At 68.2% G+C, this 16,150-nt stretch carries 14 protein-coding genes; 5 read left to right on the forward strand and 9 right to left on the reverse strand.

The features are described 5' to 3' along the window. Positions 1-12 precede the first annotated feature (12 nt). The 3 genes from AC07OZ_RS10830 (at position 13) to AC07OZ_RS10840 (ending at position 2,764) form a co-directional block, all read left to right on the forward strand. Entirely contained in the window at positions 13-321 is a 309-nt protein-coding gene (locus AC07OZ_RS10830) for a DUF2160 domain-containing protein (RefSeq protein ID WP_495467136.1), read from the forward strand. Between the two features lie 123 nt (positions 322-444). Further along, on the forward strand, positions 445-2,181 hold the full coding sequence (locus tag AC07OZ_RS10835) for an ABC transporter substrate-binding protein (RefSeq protein ID WP_495467137.1): 1,737 nt from the start codon (positions 445-447) through the stop codon (positions 2,179-2,181). 106 nt (positions 2,182-2,287) lie between these two features. Next, the gene (locus tag AC07OZ_RS10840) at positions 2,288-2,764 is read left to right on the forward strand and encodes a tellurite resistance TerB family protein (RefSeq protein ID WP_495467138.1); all 477 of its coding nucleotides are present in this window, start codon (positions 2,288-2,290) and stop codon (positions 2,762-2,764) included. A 113-nt stretch (positions 2,765-2,877) separates the two neighbouring features. Here the strand turns inward: AC07OZ_RS10840 and AC07OZ_RS10845 are convergent, their stop codons facing one another. From AC07OZ_RS10845 to AC07OZ_RS10860, 4 genes are all read right to left on the reverse strand, one after another. Then, entirely contained in the window at positions 2,878-4,854 is a 1,977-nt protein-coding gene (locus AC07OZ_RS10845; protein ID WP_495467139.1) for an RDD family protein, read from the reverse strand. A gap of 93 nt (positions 4,855-4,947) precedes the next feature. Then, positions 4,948-5,424 carry a putative toxin-antitoxin system toxin component, PIN family gene (locus AC07OZ_RS10850; RefSeq protein WP_495467140.1) on the reverse strand — a complete coding sequence of 159 codons (477 nt, stop codon included), beginning with the start codon at positions 5,422-5,424 and terminating at the stop codon, positions 4,948-4,950. Beyond that, complete coding sequence (locus AC07OZ_RS10855) at positions 5,417-5,656, reverse strand: hypothetical protein (RefSeq protein ID WP_495467141.1); 240 nt, start codon at positions 5,654-5,656, stop codon at positions 5,417-5,419. The genes AC07OZ_RS10850 and AC07OZ_RS10855 overlap by 8 nt, the downstream gene beginning before the upstream one ends. A 152-nt stretch (positions 5,657-5,808) precedes the next feature. Next, positions 5,809-6,333, reverse strand: coding sequence for a hypothetical protein (locus tag AC07OZ_RS10860; RefSeq protein ID WP_495467142.1), 525 nt, complete (start codon positions 6,331-6,333; stop codon positions 5,809-5,811). A 204-nt stretch (positions 6,334-6,537) separates the two neighbouring features. Here AC07OZ_RS10860 and AC07OZ_RS10865 point away from each other — a divergent pair, with 204 nt between their 5' ends. Next, a complete protein-coding gene (locus tag AC07OZ_RS10865) occupies positions 6,538-7,014 on the forward strand; it encodes a hypothetical protein (protein WP_495467143.1) in 477 nt (158 codons plus the stop codon). A 16-nt stretch (positions 7,015-7,030) separates the two neighbouring features. Here the strand turns inward: AC07OZ_RS10865 and AC07OZ_RS10870 are convergent, their stop codons facing one another. The 3 genes from AC07OZ_RS10870 to AC07OZ_RS10880 are packed head-to-tail and all read right to left on the reverse strand — an operon-like array spanning position 7,031 to position 10,783. After that, positions 7,031-7,417 (reverse strand): hypothetical protein, encoded by a 387-nt coding sequence (locus AC07OZ_RS10870; RefSeq protein WP_495467144.1) that lies wholly within the window; start codon positions 7,415-7,417, stop codon positions 7,031-7,033. A 31-nt stretch (positions 7,418-7,448) separates the two neighbouring features. Next, positions 7,449-10,172 (reverse strand): serine/threonine protein kinase, encoded by a 2,724-nt coding sequence (locus AC07OZ_RS10875; protein ID WP_495467145.1) that lies wholly within the window; start codon positions 10,170-10,172, stop codon positions 7,449-7,451. Between the two features lie 56 nt (positions 10,173-10,228). Then, positions 10,229-10,783, reverse strand: a complete 555-nt coding sequence (locus AC07OZ_RS10880) for an ECF-type sigma factor (protein WP_495467146.1) — start codon at positions 10,781-10,783, stop codon at positions 10,229-10,231. Positions 10,784-11,092: 309 nt separating this feature from the next. Between AC07OZ_RS10880 and AC07OZ_RS10885 the strand changes: the two genes are divergently transcribed. Continuing rightward, on the forward strand, positions 11,093-11,683 hold the full coding sequence (locus AC07OZ_RS10885) for a diguanylate cyclase domain-containing protein (protein ID WP_495467147.1): 591 nt from the start codon (positions 11,093-11,095) through the stop codon (positions 11,681-11,683). Between the two features lie 52 nt (positions 11,684-11,735). On the opposite strand, the gene AC07OZ_RS10890 is transcribed toward AC07OZ_RS10885, so the two are convergent. Both AC07OZ_RS10890 and AC07OZ_RS10895 read right to left on the reverse strand, forming a co-directional pair. Further along, positions 11,736-13,487, reverse strand: coding sequence for a phytase (locus tag AC07OZ_RS10890; RefSeq protein WP_495467148.1), 1,752 nt, complete (start codon positions 13,485-13,487; stop codon positions 11,736-11,738). Between the two features lie 23 nt (positions 13,488-13,510). Continuing rightward, complete coding sequence (locus AC07OZ_RS10895; protein ID WP_495467149.1) at positions 13,511-16,072, reverse strand: TonB-dependent receptor; 2,562 nt, start codon at positions 16,070-16,072, stop codon at positions 13,511-13,513. Between the last annotated feature and the right edge of the window lie 78 nt (positions 16,073-16,150).

Raw genomic sequence — 16,150 nt, forward strand, 5'->3', positions numbered from 1 at the left:
AGGAGGTCCACGATGTTCGATTGGATGGTGTGGACAACGCCGGTGGCCGTCTTCTTCACCTGCGTGGTGTTGATGCTGGTCGGCATGACGGTGTGGGAGATCAAGTCGCCGACGACGCTGCGCAAGGGCTGGCTGCCGATGCGCACGACGCGCGGCGACCGGCTGTTCATCGGCCTGTTGACGGCGGCGTACATCAACCTGGCCTTCGTCGGCCTGGGCGCGAAGATGATGGAATGGTTCCAGCTGGAAGCCGAGCCCAGCGTCTGGTTCAGCTTCGTCGCATCGATGCTGGTGCTGGGACTGATCCTGCGCAAGGGTTGAGCCAGCAGTGATCGAGCAGTTGTCCGAGTAGTTGAGCGCTTCAAGGAATTCGGCTTTCCCGTTCCCCCGGAGCCGCGATTCGTCCTCAAGCAGGGGGAGATTCGACAGACACAGGAGACAAGCGTGAACAAGAGCAAGTATTCCGCGCTGGCCGTGGCCGCATTGCTGGCGTTGGGAGCGAACGCCGCATGGGCCGGCGAGGCCGAGGCGAAGAAGTGGATCGACAGCGAATTCCAGCCGTCGACGCTGTCCAAGGACAAGCAGACGGCCGAGATGAAGTGGTTCATCGAGGCGGCCAAGAAGCTCCAGGCCAAGGGCGTGAAGGAGATCTCGGTGGTGTCCGAGACCCTGACCACGCACGAGTACGAGAGCAAGGTGCTGGCCAAGGCCTTCGCCGAGATCACCGGCATCACCGTCAAGCACGACCTGATCCAGGAAGGCGACGTCGTCGAGAAGCTGCAGACCTCGATGCAGTCGGGCAAGAGCATCTATGACGGCTGGATCTCGGACTCCGACCTGATCGGCACGCACTACCGGTACGGGAAGATCATGAATCTCTCCGACTACATGACCGGCGCGGGCAAGGAGTGGACCAATCCCGGGCTGGACCTGAAGGACTTCATCGGCACCAGCTTCACGACGGCGCCGGACGGCAAGCTCTACCAGCTGCCCGACCAGCAGTTCGCCAACCTGTACTGGTTCCGCGCCGACCTGTTCGCGCGCAAGGACCTGCAGGACAAGTTCAAGGCCAAGTACGGCTACGACCTGGGCGTGCCGCTGAACTGGAGCGCGTATGAGGACATCGCCGCGTTCTTCTCCAACGACGTGAAGACGCTGGACGGCAAGCCGATCTACGGCCACATGGACTACGGCAAGAAGGACCCGTCGCTGGGCTGGCGCTTCACCGACGCATGGCTGTCGATGGCCGGCGCGGCCGACAAGGGCATTCCCAACGGCATGCCGGTCGACGAGTGGGGCATCCGCGTCGCCGACGACAAGTGCACGCCGGTGGGCGCCTCGGTGGCGCGCGGCGGCGCGACCAACTCGCCGGCGGCGGTCTACGCGCTGACCAAGTACGTCGACTGGATGAAGAAGTACGCGCCCAAGGAAGCGACCGGGATGACCTTCGGGGAATCGGGTCCGGTGCCGGCGCAGGGTCAGATCGCGCAGCAGATCTTCTGGTACACGGCGTTCACGGCGGACATGGTCAAGCCGGGCCTGCCGGTGGTGAACGCGGACGGCACGCCGAAGTGGCGCATGGCGCCGGGACCGAACGGTCCGTACTGGAAGGACGGCATGCAGAACGGCTACCAGGACGTGGGCAGTTGGACCTTCTTCAGCGGCCATGACGCCAACCGGACCGCGGCCGCCTGGCTGTACGCGCAGTTCGTGACGGCCAAGTCGGTGAGCCTGAAGAAGAGCATCCAGGGCCTGACCTTCATCCGCGACAGCGACATCCGCAGCGAGTACTTCACCAAGAACGCCAACAAGTACGGCGGCCTGATCGAGTTCTACCGCTCGCCGGCGCGCGTGGCGTGGACGCCGACGGGGACCAACGTGCCGGACTATCCGAAGCTGGCGCAGCTGTGGTGGAAGAACGTGGCGCAGGCGGTGACCGGCGAGAAGACGCCGCAGGCCGCGATGGACACGCTGGCCGACGAGATGGACGCCGTGATGGCGCGCCTGGAGCGTGCGGGCATGGCCAAGTGCGCGCCCAAGCTCAACAAGAAGGAAGACCCGAAGAAGTGGCTGTCCGACAAGGGCGCGCCGTGGGCCAAGCTGGCCAACGAGAAGCCCAAGGGCGAGACGATCGCCTACGAGAAGCTGCTGAATGCGTGGAAGGACGGCAAGGTGCGGTGATCCGCATGCCTTCTCCCTCTCCCGTTTGCGGGAGAGGGCCGGGGTGAGGGCCAGCGGCTTAAGCACGGCATAAGCCCTGGGCCCCGCCACATGCCACCATTCGGGCATGTTCAAGTCCCTCATGGACCTCTTCGACACGCTCGCGCCGGACGACGCGTTCGGCGGCTCGCGGGGCGGCGCGCCGTCGCTGCCGCTGGCGGCGGCCGTGCTGCTGGTCGAGGTGATGCGCGCGGACGCTGATTTCTCCGGCGTCGAACGCGCCGCGGTGAACAAGGCGCTCACGGCGCTGTTCGCGCTGTCCGAGGACGAGGCCGATGCGCTGACCGCGCAGGCCGAGCGCACCGCCCGCACGGCGTCCGACCTGTTCGCCTTCACCTCGCCGGTCGACGAGCGCTGGGACATGCCGACGAAGCTGCGGCTGGTCGAGCTGATGTGGGGCGTGGCCTACGCCGACGGTAAGCTCGGCGACATCGAGCGCCACACGATGTGGCGCATCGCCGACCTGCTGCACATCCCGCAGGGCGCCTACCACCACGCGCGGATCCGCGCGAAGACGGCCGCCGGCCTCGGCGAGGACGACTGACCGGCAGCGCTGGCCGTCGCGGCACATGCCGCTTCAGGTCCCCGGAAACGGAAAGGCCCTCTGACGAGGGCCTTCTTCATGGTGTGACGTGGAGGCCGCGCGCGGTCGCCGGCTCAGCGCGCGTTCTGGAACACCACCCGCTCCGCCAGCTCACGCGGCGCGCCGACGGTGCGACGCTGGATGTGATCGAGCACCTGTCCGGCACGCTCGCAGGTGATGGGCGCGGATCCCGCAGTGCCTTCGGTCCACAGCTTGGAGAACGCGCCCGCAGCGGTGGCGCCGACGGTCCGGCTCACCACCTCGAGTTCCAGCGGCGTCGCCTGCGATGTGCGGGCGCGCGTGGGGAGCGCCTCGCCGGCGGCGTCGGTCAGCCAGAGGGCCTCCAACGCCATGGCGTCTTCCGGCAGCAGCCGGCGCGGTACCGGCGATCCGGACAACCAGGACTGGCAGGTCTCGGCGCCGAGCGCCTGCGCGGCGGTCAGCTGCGCGCGCAGCACTTGCAGGTAACGGCGGCGCAGGTCACGCGAGCCGGTGAGCAGCATTTCGCGCACATTGGGTGCGAGCGCGCCCTGGGCCGCGATCTGCGCGCCGTCGACGGCATGTTCCGAGCCGGCCAGCCCCACATGGGCCGCGCGCATGCGGCCCGCCGCATCGTCGATCAAACCGGGGAAGCGCTGGTCGAGCCGGAACCACGCGTCGCTCGCGCGCAGTGCGTTGACGTACTCGCTCAGCGGCGCGAACTCACCGGGCTTGTCCCCTTCGGGCAGGGCGACGTCCAGCGTCTTCGGCGGCGGCTGGATCAGCGAGTGACGCACCAGCTCGACGGGCGGCGGATACCACATGGTGCGCGCCGGCGTGTTGAGCGTCTTCTGGATGAACTCCTCCGGCAGCTCCATGCGGCGGTACGTGCGTGCAAGCTCCTGATTGGCGATCTCGTCGAAGGCCGGATTGAAGGAGCCGCTGGAGGCACGGTGGAAGCCCAGCTGGGCGCCTGGCATCAGCTGGCGCTTGTTGCCCGCCAGGAAGACCAGCGTGCAGGCGCTCTCGCAATTGCCGATCGCGCGCGTGCCGACACCGCGTTGTCGGATCAGTTGGACCATGCGTTCGGCTTCGGTCACGCGTCCGCCGGGCGAGGCGACCTCCAGCAGGCGTACGGCCGGGGAGGCCTCGAGCAGCGAGCCGAGTCGGCCCGCATCGCCAGCGCCGATGGGGCCATTGAGCTTCATCGTGCGGCCGTCGGCACTGACGACGAGGTGCACGTTGCCGATCGGATCGATGCCGCGGGCGAGCTTCCACAGTTCGGGGAGTTCGCCGAACACGCCGAGCGCAAGGGAGAACGCGATCTGCAGGAATGACAACAGCAGTGAAAGACGCGCGAACCCTGAGATCAGGTAGGACCCGCCGGCGTCGACGTAGCCGCGCACCGATCGCCAGGTGCCGACGGCGCTCCAGATCTCGACGAGGATCAGCAGCGGCCAGACGATGAGCAGCGCGATCGCGACGCCCTGCAGGCCGTCGCTCTTCGTGGCGAGCCAGGCCACCAGGCCCTGCACGCCGGCGGCGAGGGGCCAGGTCAGGAGGACGTGGTTGATCCAGAAGCTCTGGGCGAGGCTCTGCTCGCCGCGCCAGTGGCTGGCGATGTAGCCGATGAGCAGGCCTTCGCCGTCGGCCGGGGCGGGTCGGCTGCGCTCGACGGCGGTGCGGGACAGACGGTCATGCCATGCGCGGCCTTCGGGGTCAATGCGCGCCCACAGGAAGCCGGCGAACAGCGGAATCGCCGAGATCAGATAGCCGATCCAGCGGATCAAGGCCTGCGCGGGTGTCGGGCGCCCGCCGCTGCGGGCATCCACGACCTTGATGCCGGCGACGAGCTTGCCGGGCGTGGCGCCCTGCCAGGACCAGAACGCGACGCAGACGATGAGCGGCAGCAGCCAGTTGATGGCGATGGTGCCGGGCCGCAGATCGTTCCACTTCGACACCGGGTCGCCGTACACGGCCCACATCAACAAGGTGCTCGCGGCGATCATCAAAACGCCGTCGATGACCATGGCCAGCGCGCGGGGCGCCAGGCCGACGGATTGGTTCGACATCCTCTTCTCTCCCTCTTGGCCCGGGAGTGTAAAGAGGGTGTGAACGGCTCCGTACGTCAGCGCGACGACAGCGCAGGGGCTGTATTCATTCCGTCACAGGCGTGGGGGTGGGGTTCCCCCTTTGGGAGGAGAGGGGGGCGTCCTTCTGCGCAGTGGCGGGCCGCCGAGCATGGCAATGGCGGCGGCGGGGCGCACGATTGGAACGAATCTGAAGCGGCCCAACTTCAGCAGATGAGCGTCTCCGGTGACGATCAAATGGGCCCGACCCGCATGGGCAGTCGCCAGAACCACGTCGTCGTCAGGATCCTCGTGCACCGTGGGTGGAATCGCCGTCGGTGCCACCAGGGTGGTGCGACAGGCATAGTCCGCGACGAATTCGTCGGCACTGCGGGACTTCAGCAACAGGCGTTTCGAGAACTTGTGACGCCCGATGATGTCTCGCAACTCCGCCAACAGCGGTCTGCTGCAAACGAGCTGGACATGGAGAGGGCCGTTGGCCGCGAGCTCCATCAGCCGCGCCGTGGCTCCCTCCCACATGAGGCCGGAAGCGACGACATTGGTGTCAAGCACGAGTCGTACTGCGCTGCGCTGTTCGCTTGTCTGCCCGGACCGCATCGACTTCCACCTGAATTTCTTGCATGACCAGTTCTTCGAGGGTTTCTTCTTCCCTCAAGAAAGCTTGGAGATCTTCGACGTGGAGTTGTCTGCGGAACATGGTCTCCAGGCGGTCTGGCGCGAACAGGCCGGCGCGCGCCGCCTCGTGTGCAAGAAGGGGCGGCAGCTGGATTTCAATGGAGGTCACGGGAGAGGTCCTTTCTCGCAGCCCGGGGAATGGGCGTCGCGATGGACATCGTCCCCAAGACGGAGACCCGATTCAATGACTCGTCTTGCTATGCGATTGGCCTGAAGTTGCGGAGTCGTCGTGGTGGCGCGACGCCGCTGCTTCGCGGCCTCTCAGTCATCCCACAGGAAACGCCGATCCGGATAGACCACGCTCTGCGAGGTGCGCACCACCACGCCGTTCTTGAAGTGGACGTTGAAACGCAGCAGGTAGCCGTTCATCTCCGGCGCGATGTTCCAGTCCCAGACGTCCTCGCCGCTGAGCCTGAAGAAGATGCGCTTGCGCTCCTGGCCGAGCATGCGCGTCACCTGCTCCGTCGTCAGGCCCGGCACGATGCGCTCGCGGCTCGCCGGCGACAGGCCGTCCGTCGTGCCGACGAGGCGGTCCTGCGCATCCAGACGGACCATGTAGCAGGTCTGGCCGAAGGGCTGCGTCGCGTACTCCAGCGTGCGGCCGCCGTCGGCCTCCGGCCAGACGCGCGTCGGCTGGCCGTAGTACTGCTGCACCTCGGCGCTGGTCGTCGCGCCGGGCCGCATGCGCTCATCCTTCAGCGGCGTCGCGCAGCCGCCGAGAGCGACGGTCGCCACCACTGCCACGGTCGTCGCGCACAGGGTGCCGAGGCTCGTCCATTCACGCATCGTTCTCTCCTGCAAGACGGAGCGGCCATTGTGCGGCGATCCCGGCGGCGCACAATCCGCCGCATGTCTAGACCGCACATCCGGAAGGCGTTTCTGCAAGCCGCCATCGTCGCCTTTGCCCTCACCGCCGGGCCGGCGCGGGCTCAGGCGCCGGCATCCGCTCCGGCGCCCGCGTCAGCGTCCGTGGCAAGCGGCGCGCCGTGCGTGCTGCTTTTCGGCCAGGGGCGCAATTTCGATGCGGAGCAGCCCGCCGCCAATCGCCTGTGGGACGAGGCCAACGGCGCTTTCAACCTCGCGGCGCGCGAGCCGCTCGTGGCCGCTGGCCTGGCGGTGGTCAACGTGGTGCTGCCGGTGTCCGCGACCGACGTGCCGCGCAATCTGCAGGGACTGCTGGCGGAAGTGCAGCGGCGCGGCTGCACGCGGGTGCTGGAGACGGCCGTGTTCGCCGACGTGGCGCAGGGCCTGCTGATCGTGCGGCTGCGCGTCTATCCGGTGTTGGGGATGCTCGGGCCGCAGGCGGCCGGCAGTCTGCCCAGGATCGGCGCGGTGGCCTACACGCAGCAGAAGGAATTCGCGCTCGACGCGCGCGTGATGGATCGGGTGAACCCGTCCCGGCTGGGACGGGTCATGGCGGAGGAGGCACTCCCGAGCCTCTCGCCGGTCGCCGGGCCGTCGCGCTGACAGCCCGGGTGGCCAGTCAGCAGGACACGGCGTCGTTAGTGACCTGCGGATCGCTGCTTGGGTAGAGGCTCTCGACGACGCCCGGCGTCGAGAACAGCAGCACGACGCCCTTGGTGATGACGCTGGTCAACGGCATCGCGAAGGCGACATTGTTTTCGTCGTCCGCCGGGGCGAAGTTGCTCGCGTTCATGCCGGGCGCGGAGCCAATCGTCTTGAACGTTGCACCGATCAGGAGCAGTTCGGTCGATTCGGCCTGGGCGAAGATGCATTCGCCGGAGTTTTCGGGAATGCTGATCATGCCGCTGTCATACGGATCGGATCCGTCGACATTGCGGGCATAGATGCAATCGGCGAAGTTGCCGTCAGGGCTGATCTTGGCGGACACGTAGATGGTTGCGGACATGATTTCCTCTCCTTGGATGGGTGACATTGGCTCAGGGGGGCAGCTCGGCAGTTCGGTCACGCAGCAACCAGGACGCTGCTTGCTTCACGTCTTCTCGGTCTCCCCTCCCCAAACAGGATTGGGCCTCAACCCAGGCCTGCGTGATCTGCTGATGAACACGTATAGCCCTGCCCATCTTCATGGTGGCGTCATCGATCTCCTTGCACGCGGCGGCCTTGACCGCGGGCGGCACCGATCGAGGCGAGGCTGCGGCGATCTCCATCAAGGTCCGGCGCGTGTCGACATAACTCGTGATGAAGTTCAGATCCGTCGCTCGGGTAGAAAGGGAGCCGGACTGCTCCTTCATAGGTGCACCGAGCGATTGGACCGCCGCCTCTGCCCTCCCCTGTGCAACCAGGGCGCGAGCCAGCAGCGTCAGGACCCTTGCCCGGGATTCGAGCGTCCTTGCACTCGACTTGGGGACTTCACTTCCGTACTGTTCCCACTGCCTGTACAGGTTGCGGGCCGCCTCGACCCGTTCCGCCGGGGACATCCTGTTGGCGCGCAAGACGAAGTCGCTCACGTCGACAGTCAGCAGATTGAGCCGCCACTGCGTATTCGACGGATCAACCATGGTCAGTCGCTTCAACATCGTCAAGGTGGTCTGTAGCTCCTCTTCAGCTTCGACGATGCGGCCCATTCGAGCGAGGGCATCCGAGCGCCATCTGCGCATGATGGCTTCCCGATAGAGCCAGAGGTTGTCGTCGGGCGCCGTCTTGCGTGCGCTCGCGATGACGTCCGTGCCCTGGGAGAAAAGGCGCTCAGCCGCCCGTTCCAGACCCTGCTGCAGCAACACGTTGCCCAGCCAGCTCAAGCTGTCTGCGTACTCCATCAGCGCTTTGGGATCGGGCTTCGGATCGGCGTCGATGTTCTTCTTCTTCAGTTCGATCGAGCGCTTGAAGTAGGTCGTGGCCTCGGCCAGTTCGGCCATGTTGAGTCGCGCCGTCCCCAGGCTGTTGTAGGCGTAGGAGAGTTCGACGAGGGCCTCGCGATTGGTGGGTTCCGCGTCGACCCATGCCTGCTCCGCATCGCGATATTCGAGCCACGCGCTGGCCGCCTTCTCCAGCTCCCGGGTGTAGTAATACACATGGCCGGTCCAGAATGCCGCCGCTCCCTGCGCCTTGAACCATGCGCCGTTCAGTTCCTTGGAGGGGGGCGCGCCGGAGAGCAGTCTGCTGGCCGCTTGCAAGGGTTCCAGCGCCTCCTTCAGATTGCGCTTGGAGACCCGCACCTCGCCGATGACGGTCAGCGCCTTGGCGCGCTGAAGACGTTCCTCGGGCGTGGCGTTGTCGTCCTGTGCGAGGTACGTCAGCGCCTTGCTGCCTACGCTATCCAGCAACTCGAGCCGGCCGACCGGCCGCAGCTTGTCCGCGAACTCGCCGAGCATGTAGCTCAACAGGTCATCCGCCTGTTGCCGCCGTTCCTGCGCCTGGTGCTCCGCCCGCTCGGCACGCCGCGCCTGCAGCACGCTGAGCCCGGTCAGCGACACCATCGCCAGCACGGCCAGGCTGCTGGCGGCCACGCTCCAGCGGTGTCTCCGCACGAAGCGCCCCAGCACATAGAACCGCGTGTCAGGTCTTGCCGTGATCGGCTCATGCGCCAGCCAGTGCCGCAGGTCGACGGCCATCGATTCCGCGTTGGCATAGCGCTCGGACGGCTTCTTCTTCAGCGCCTTGCCGACGATCGTGTCCAGGTCGCCGCGCAGTAGCTTGGCCTGGCGCGCGATGACCGGGTCGAGCTGGTCGCGCGCCACGTCCGACAGCCGCTTGGGCACGAGCTCCACGACCGCGCGCAGCCGGTCCAGGTGGGTCTGCGTGTCGTCCGCCGTCGGATGGCGGCCGCCCAGCATCTGGTAGAGCAGCACGCCCAGCGCATAGACGTCGGTCGCGGTCGTGACGTCGGCCTGCTGGACCTGCTCCGGCGCCGCGTACTGCGGCGTGAAGGCGCTGCCGGCGCGCTGCGTCAGTTCCGTCGCCGCGCCCGAGTGGGTCGCGTCGTCGAGCAGCTTGGCGATGCCGAAGTCCAGCAGCTTCACCTGGCCGTCGTGCGTGACCAGGATGTTGCTGGGCTTGAGGTCGCGGTGCAGGATCAGCCGCGAATGCGCATGCGCCACCGCCGCCAGCACGTCGAGGAAGAGCTGGATGCGCGACTCGACATCCAGCGCGTTGAGCTGGCAGTAGCGGTCGATCGGCAGCCCGTCGACGTACTCCAGCACCAGGTAGGGCTGATGCCCGTTGTGCACGCCCGCGTCCAGCAGCCGCGCGATGTTGGGATGCGAGAGCCGCGCGAGGATCTGGCCCTCGCGTTCGAAACGCCCGCTGTCGCCCTTGCCGAAGAGGCCGGACTTCAGGAACTTGACGGCGACCTGGCCCTCGAAGCGGCCATCGGCCCGGCTCGCGAGCCACACCGCGCCCATGCCGCCCTGGCCGAGCTCGCGCTCCAGCTCGTAGGGGCCGAGCGACTCGCCGCGGAAGTCCAGCGGCGGCACCGCCGACGGCACCGGTCCCTGCAGCGCCTCCGCGGCGGGCTGCTCCAGGAAGCCGTCCTCGTTGAGCGCCTCGTCGCGCGCGAGCAGCGCCTCGAGGTGTTCAGCCATGGCGACGTCGCCGGCCCGGATCTCCTCGAGCCGGCGGGCGCGGTCCGGCCCCTCCAGGTCCAGGAGTTCGTCGAGCAGCGGACTCAGCGCGATCCAGCGCTGTTTATCGAGTGCGTCCATCGGGCGGGCGTCTGGTGGCGGTGAGGACGAACCCGTCGGATCCGACCCGGCGGGGGTCAGTCCTTGAGGCTCATCGAAAGCAGGATTCTCGCCTTCTGCCAGTCCCGCTGGACGGTCCGTTCGGTGACGCCGAGGGCTTCCGCGATTTCCTGCTCGAGCAAGCCGCCGAAGTAGCGCATCTCGACCACCTGCGCCAGACGCGGATCGATGGTCGCCAGCTCCTCCAGCGCCTCGTGCACGCGCAGGATGTGATCGTCGGATTGCGGCACGCCTTCCACGACGGCGGTGTTCAGCGTCAGGTCCGGCTGGTTGCCGCCTCGGCGCTCGGCCTGGCGCGCGCGCACCAGGTCGATGACCACATGGCGCATGGTGCGCGCCGCATAGGCCAGGAAGTGGCGCCGGTCCGGGAAGGTCTGCCCCTGCGAGCCGGCCAGCCGCAGCCAGGCCTCGTGCACCAGCGCGGTCGTGTCCAGCAGGGTCAGGTCTCCTGCCTGGCGGATGCGTTGCCGCGCCAGGCGCTGAAGGTCGCCGTACAGCTGCGCCACCACCTGGTCGGCGGCGGCCCGGTCTCCTTGACCGGCGTCGTGCAGCAGTTCGGTGATGTCCTTCATGGAGCGGAACTCTAGCGGCCTCGTATGACCTTGTTACAGACCTTCGGGCGACGGATGACGCGCCCAGCATGTCGCAGGCGTCAATTCAAGGGTTTCCACTGAGAAGATTTTTGTTAGCGGATGTCGGGAACGCCGTCGGGGATCCGTTTTAGATAGATGAGGACACGGCTTGATCAATGTGGCAAGGGAGGCCGGCAAGGATCGGGCTGCTTCAGCGGGTCGTGTCCTCACCCCCATTCATTCGCACCCCGCGGGCGGCCGGTTCCGGCGCGCGGGCGTGACCCCGTCTTCCGTCTGGAGCAGTTGCGCATGAGTCCGTCCACCGCCGCCGCAGCGCCCGCCGACGCCCTGGAGCAGGCCCGGGTCGCGCTCATCAAGCCGCCGCGGCAGACGCCGGCGCTGTGGGTGCCGCGGGTGGACTCGCTGGCCGAGTTCGGCCTCATGATTTCGCGTCAGCTGACGCAGTGCCGCCGCTACGGCGGTCACCTGTCGGTGCTGTGGCTGGAAGCCGAGCTGGCGACGCCGGCCGTCGAGGCCACCACGTGCGCGGACGATGCCGATGAAGGCGAGGGCGCCGCAGAACGCGCCGCCGCGACCGGGGCCCGGGACGGGCTGATGACGGCCGTGGGCCGTCGTCTGCGCAGCCGGGTGCGCGGGACCGACATGGTCCTGCAAGTGGGAGAGACGAGCTTCGCAGTGCTGCTGCTGGATGCCGGCATCGCCGAGGCTCACCTGGTGCAGCACCGTCTGGAGACCGCGCTCAACGGGCCCTACGGCGTGGACGCCATGACGATGCAGGTGCGCCTGCAGATGGGCATGGCGTCGTTCCCGGAAGGCGGCGCGCGCGGCACCGATCTCGCGGAAAGCGCGCGCCAGGATCTGCGCCGGCGGATGCGCTGAGACCAGAAGCTCAAGAGCTTTGGCTTCTGGCCTCAAATGATCAATATCTTGATCATCGCCCCGTGTTCTTGGGCGCCTCAATCACCCTGACCACTTCGCTCCACGGCACCAGCTTGAAGTTCTGCCGCCCCATGGGCCAGCGCTTGTGGCCGTCCTGGACGACGAGCAGTCCTTCGCCGTACTCGCCGCCGAGCGACGCCGATGTCACGTCCAGGCCGTCCGTCTCCGAGGCGGCGTCGATGCCGCGCGCCGGATTCAGTCCGACGCGGAATCGACCCTTGACCGCGTGCGGCGCATCGGCGTCGAGCACCACGTAGCTGTCGTTGCCCTGCGAGGACACCACCAGCCACGCGCCGGCGGGGCTGCGATGCACCGCCATGCCCTCGACGTCCGCATGCAGCACCTCGCCCACCGGCAGGATGATCGCGGCGTCGCCGAGCCGGCCGTCCGCGTCCAGCGCCACGCGCCACAGCCCGCGCTTCTCCTCGCCGACGAAGAACTGCCGGCCGGGTTCGTCCGCGACGCAGCCTTCCGGCTGGGTCGCCAGCTTCATCGACGCCACCGTCTCCGACGTCCAGGCGCCGCCCTTGCGCGTCACGCGCATCTGCAGGAGACGTCCATCCTTGTCATTGACGAACACGTCCAGCCCACCCGCCGGATTGCGCGCGCTGCAGATGCCGTAGACCTCGTCCAGTCCGGTCGGCAGCTCGGCGAGCGTCGAGACCTGGCCCGCGCCGTCGATGCCGAAGAGCAGCACGCTGCGCTGGTCGCGCTGCGTCGCGACGGCGAGGTCCCAGGTGCGATCGCCGTAGCGCACGCGCTGGCGCAGGTCGACGTTGTTGACCCGGCCCACCGGCAGGAACTGCGTCTCGTGGCCCTGCAGGTCGTAGACCGCCAGGCCGCGCTTCTTGTCGGTGCCGAGGATGCGGCTCCTGCCCGGCTGCGTCGGATGAACCCAGATCGCCGGGTCGTCCGCCGCGTCGCCGCCGCCGCGCACCGGCTCGGTCTGGGCCGAGGGCATCGCGACGGGGATCACGGGCCGGGGTTGCGCCGTTCGCGCTTCGAGCCAAAGCCCTATGTCCTGCGGCGCCAGACCGGGCGCGACGAGCTCGCGGCCCGCGCGCTCGGCATCGGCGACGAAGGCCCACAGGCCCACGCCGGCCTCGGCGACGTACAGCGTCGCCTCGTCGTCCCGCACCGTGCAGCCCTTGGCATCGGGCACCGTGGCCAGCTGGCGCAACACCTGACCCTTGCCAAGATCATTGCTGCTGCTGTTGATGCCGCCGTTGCTGCCGCCCTTGCTGGCTCCCTTAGCCTCGCCCTGGCCCGGCGTCGACAGCAGCCATTGCTCGGCCAAGCCGTCGCTGCCCAGCAGGAACGCCTGCAGCGTCAGCTGCCGCGGCTCCAGGTAGAGGCAGACCGCTTCCACATCGAAGGCCGGACCGGTCCAGTGCGCGCGCTCGCGCAGGCGGCGGTCGCGGACCTCGATGAGGCGCAGCGCGCCGGAGTCGGCGTCCTGCAGCAACGCGACCGTGGTCCCGTCCGCCAGTTGACGGCGGTCCCAGCGCTTGGCCCGGACGCCGAACTCGTCCACCACCTGGCCCTTGTCGTCGAGCAGCCGCAGCCCGCCCTTGCCGAGTTCGAGCACGGCCTTCGGCATCGCCGCGGAGGCGGCGCCCGCACCTGCACGCGCCCCTGCACCCGCGACGCCTGCAGTCGCCGCGTGTGCAGCCAACCCCATCACCGACATCGCGGCCGCCAGCGCGGCCGAGAACGCGAAGGCACCGATCGTCTTCTTCGTCATCATCGTCATCGTGCGCTGCCGTCTCAGAACATCGCCAGCTTCAGGCTGAGCTTGTAGGCGCGGCCGTACTGCTCGTACTGCGTGTTGAAGGCCTTGCTGCCCTGGTACACGTAGTAGCGCTCGTTGCTCAGGTTCAGCGCCTCGAACTGCAGTTGCAGCTGCTTCGTGAGCTGCACCCGCATCGATGCGTCGATCTGGTTCTGCGTGTCGACCTTGCGATCCTGCCGGGCGTCCAGCACGTCACCGACTTCGAGCAGGTACGGCGACTTGTGGTTCAGCGCGATGCGCGCGCCGAAGGCCGGCGACTCCCAGCCCAGGCTCAGGTTGACGCTGCGGTCGGACTGGCTCGGCAGCGCGATGCGGCGGCTGACGAACTGGCCGCCGTCATAGCCGCCGATGGTCGCGCGCGACTTCACGAAACTGCCGTTCGCCCCGATCACCAAGCCGTTCCACGGCGCCGGCAGCGTGCTCAGCGCCTGGCTCCAGGAGAGCTCCACGCCACGCACCGTCGCGTCGCCGCCATTGGCGAAGGCCTCCACATGGCTGAAGTCCTCCCAGCCCGGCGTGCCCGCCAGGTCGGTCTGGAACGCGAAGTCGCGGATCTTCTTGTGGAACACGTAGGCCGACATCGCGCCGTCGCGGCCCAGGCGCTGCTCCAGACCCAGGTCCAGGTTGCGCGCGCGCAGCGGCTTGAGCAGCGGATTGCCGATGGTCGCCTCGTCGCCGTCGACGGTCACGCCGGGGCTCAACTGGCCGAAGGCCGGCCGCACCACCGAGTGCGTCAGCGCCGCGCGCAGCACCAGCCCCTCGTTCAGCTTCTGGCGCAGCAGCACCGCCGGCAGCCAGTGGCGCGAGCGCGTCTCCTCATGCACCGGGCTCAGCACGCCGTCCTTCCAGGCGGTGCCGTCGGCGGTGAAGCGCACCCGCTCGTGGCGCACGCCGACCAGCCATTGCGTGCCGCCGCTCTCCAGCGTCGCCTGCAGGTAGCCGGCGTCGGTGCGTTCCTTCATGCCGTAGTCGTTGACGGTGGAATCGACCTCGTCGCGGAACGCGTTCAGGTCGTAGCCGCCGTACAGGCCGTGCAGCTTGCCGAAGTCGATGCCGGGGCCGAACGAGGTCCACGGGTAGTCGACCGATCCGCCGCCGACGAAGTTGCCCAGTCCGAGCTGCGCGTTGCTCAGGCCGTACGGCGCCTTCTTCAGCACCTTGGCGCTGGGCGCGTAAGTCTCCTGCTCGTTGTCCTTGTCGCGACGCGTCGCCTTCAGGCCGGTCTTGAGGTCGAGGTCCCAGCCGCCGAGGTCGAACTCCCGCTGCACGTCCGCCTTCAGGTGGCGCACGCGGTCGGTGGCGTTGCTCTTCTCGATCTTGGCCTTGTTGAACGCATACAGCGACGGGTCGCCGAGGCCGGGGACGGCCGTGGGCATCGGCTTCACGGTGTCCGTGTAGCCCAGGCCGGAGAAGTCCGCCGTGAACGCGGATGAGGCCAGCGTGTCGGGCTTGTTCTCACTGGCGCGGCCGGCGCCGGCCTCGGCCCAGAACTTCCAGTCGCCGCGCGACAGCTCGGTGCCGAGCACCACCGCGCTGGACTTGTTGATCTCCTTGCGCGCCTTCAGGCCGCGGCTGACGGTGCCGTCGCCGGTCTCGCCCGGGGCTTGCGCCTCCTCGAACTCGACGGCGATGGACTGGCGGTTCTCCTGGTCGGTGAACTTGCTGGTGAAGCTGCGCAGGTAGAAGAGCGACGCGTCGTCCGGCTTGAAGTCGAGGTTCAGCGCGGCACCGACGCGCTCACGGGTGATCGTGTAGCGGCGCAGCTCGAAGCTGTTGAGCTTCTCGCCGTCCCAGTCGCCGCCGGTCTCGACGTTGTCGCTGGCGAAGCGGCGCTGGTCGCCGGACAGCGCCACCGCCACGCCCAGCGTGCCGCCGGCGAAGCGGTCGGCGAAGGCCACCGAGCCGCGCGGCTTGGTCTTGCCCGCGTTGGCGTCGTAGTTGCCGCCGAGCTCCATCGTGAAGAGCCGGCCCGGCTGGTCGAAGGCGCTCAGCGTGCGCACGGTCACCGTGCCGCCGAGCGAGTTGGCGTCCTGGTCCGGGGTCAGCGTCTTCTGCACTTCGAGCGAGCGGATCAGGCCGGCCGGCACCAGGTCCAGGCCGGGCGCGCGGCGATCGGATTCGGAGGCCGGCGTCAGCGCGCCGTTGATGTTGACGGCGTTGTAGTCGGGGCCCAGGCCGCGGACGCGGATGAAGCGGCCTTCGCCCTGGTCGCGTTCGACCGACACGCCCGGCATGCGGGCCAGCGCCTCGGCGGCGTTGTTGTCGGGCAGCTGGCCGATGCCGTCGGCGTGCACCACGTTGACGACGCCCGTCGCGGCCGCCTGCTTGTCGAGCGCGGAGCGCAGCGCCGCGGCCTGGCCGACGGTGGTGACGGTCTCGAGCTGCTTCGGCTCGGGCTTGGTGTCCTTGGCGTCCTTCTTCGATTCGGTCTTCGTGTCGGCCTTGGAATCGCCGGCCTGCTGCGCCAGCGCCGGCGCGGCGGCGAAGAGGCTGGACAGGCACAGGGCGAGCAGGGTGGGGCGGGGAGGCGTGCGCATGGCGGGAGGGAGGTGAGTCACGGATGGGGACGCACCTTAGGAATCGCGGGTGGCGGGTCCGTGACAGCGCGGCATTCT

It is taken from the genome of Roseateles sp. GW821-FHT09G03 (genome assembly GCF_059416045.1).